We start from the raw sequence: 1,567 nt of genomic DNA, 5'->3' as shown, positions 1-1,567 counted from the left end.
CCGGACATCGTCGTGGCACGGGGCATCACGCCCTTCCACCTGCCCCGCCGCCCGGTGCGCGGCCGGCTGCTGCGCCTCGGCCCGCTGGCGGATGCGCTGCTGACGCGCCATGCCAACCACCCCGCCGTCACCCGGCTGACCGGCGAGGCGCTGGCGCTGGTGGCGGGCCTCGCCGGCGCGCTGAAGTTCCGCGGCTCGTTCAGCCTGCAGATCAAGGGCGACGGCCCGGTCGGCCTGCTGCTGGCCGACTGCACCGATCAGGGGGCGCTGCGCGGCTATGCGCGAGCCGACGCCGACCGCCTCGGTGCCCTGCTCGCGCGCGACCCGGACCCCGACGCCGCGGCCCTGCTGGGTCAGGGGTATTTCGCGCTGACCGTCGATCCGGGCGGCGAGGCCGAACGCTATCAGGGCATCGTCGCCTTCAACGGCCCGCGCCTGACGGATGCCGCGATGAGTTACTTCGAGACCAGCGAGCAGCTCGCCTGCCAGCTGCGCCTCGCCTGCGACCGCACGGCCACCGGCTGGCGCGCCGCCGCGCTTATTCTCGAGCGGGTGCCCGGCGCGGGCGGCGTCGATCCCGCGCTCGACGCCGCGGCGCAGGACGCGGCGTGGGAGACGGCCTGCGCCCTCGCCGCGACCGTGACAGACGCGGAACTGCTCGACGACGACCTGCCCCCCGACCGGCTGCTGTTCCGCCTCTTCCACGGCGAGGGGGTGGCGGCGGACCGGGCGCGCGCCCTGTCCTATGGCTGCCGCTGCTCGCGCCAGAAGCTGGCCGGCATCCTCGAAGGATTCGGCACCGCCGACCTGGACCACATGGCGGTGGACGGCGACATCGTCATGACGTGCGAGTTCTGCAACATCGACTTCCGCTTCCCGCGCGGCGAGGTGCGCGGCGCGGCGTCCGCCGGTTGAGGTTGCATCCGACCCGGCGCCTGTCCTAGGTCGGGGGCATGCCGATCGACCGACGCCGCCTGTTGCTGCTGCTCCCGCTCGCCGTCGCCGCCTGCGGCAACGAGACGCCGCCGCGCACCAGCTTCCCGCCGCTCGTCTATGACTATCTGAGCCCGATCGGCCTCAACGTGGCGCAGGTCGAGACGGAGGTGCGCGCCGTCCCCAACATCAACGTGCCGACGCCGGTCGATCCGGTCGCGGCCCTGGTCCGCATGGGGCATGACCGGCTGAAGGCCTACGGCAATTCCGGCCGCGCGGTGATGACGGTCACGGAGGTATCGCTGGTCACCCGCTCCGGCGGGTACGAGGGGACGTTCGGCGTCCAGCTCGACATCTACACCAGCGCCGACACCCGCGCCGGCTATGCCGAGGCGCGGGTCTACCGCCGCGTCGACAGCGACAGCAGCGACATGCGCGGCGCCGTCTATGACCTGGAAAAACAGCTCATGGACGCGATGAACGTGGAGCTGGAATACCAGGTCCGCCGCTCGCTCAAGACCTGGATCGTCACCACCCCGCCGACCGTGCCTACCCCCGTGCAGCAGCAGCCGCTGCCCGCGCCCGGCAGCCCGGCCGCCGCGACGACGCCGCCGCCGTCGTCCACGGCCTCACC

The 1,567-nt window shown here is 73.0% G+C and carries 1 protein-coding gene and 1 pseudogene; both read left to right on the top strand.

The window, feature by feature from the left end; translation table 11 throughout:
• On the top strand, window positions 1-915 hold a 915-nt coding region (gene hslO, locus B8460_RS15815), incomplete at its 5' end, for an Hsp33 family molecular chaperone HslO (protein WP_048862575.1).
• A 38-nt stretch (window positions 916-953) separates the two neighbouring features.
• Window positions 954-1,567, top strand: a pseudogene (locus B8460_RS15810) (hypothetical protein); the annotation flags it as partial.

The sequence above is a fragment of the Acidisphaera rubrifaciens HS-AP3 genome (assembly GCF_000964365.1).
Lineage (GTDB): Bacteria > Pseudomonadota > Alphaproteobacteria > Acetobacterales > Acetobacteraceae > Acidisphaera > Acidisphaera rubrifaciens.
Note: the sequence above shows the minus strand (reverse complement) of the source record. Positions and strands in the feature narration are given on the sequence as shown.